This is a genomic window from Thermus sp. FJN-A, from assembly GCF_054655095.1.
In genome coordinates this window covers 1-365 of record NZ_BAAHSC010000133.1, presented here as the reverse complement: position 1 = coordinate 365, position 365 = coordinate 1, and the positions used below count along the sequence as shown (strand labels likewise).

General features: G+C 72.3%; 1 protein-coding gene. It reads right to left on the bottom strand.

Going from position 1 to position 365, the window contains the following annotated elements:
- A partial coding sequence (locus tag ACYQ0J_RS00690; protein ID WP_460170280.1) for a thermonuclease family protein occupies positions 1-365 on the bottom strand: 365 nt, incomplete at both ends.

Sequence of the window (365 nt, the reverse complement as noted above, 5' to 3'; positions counted from 1 at the left end):
CGCTTGTGGGGGATGTCCTTGCAGTCCAGGTCCGGGGGCGGCGGGGGGATGCACACCGTGGGATAGGCGGGGTCGCACCCTTTCCGGTCCGGGGCGGGGCCTTGGGGCCTCGATGCCTGCCCCCCTCCCCACATCCCCACCCCCTTGGCCCGAGCCTCCCGGGCGGCCTGGAGGTAGAGGGCGGCGTAGCGGACATTGGGGGGCACGGTGTAGGGCTCGGCCCACCCGGCCCTCACCAGCTCCAGGTTCACCTGGAGCAACCGGCTCCCCCCGTGGATCCAGTCTCCCCTGGGATCCTCCAGGTACAGGTAGGCCAGCACCCTCCGGTAGCGGTCCCGCTCCTGGGCGTCCAGCTCCACCCACAC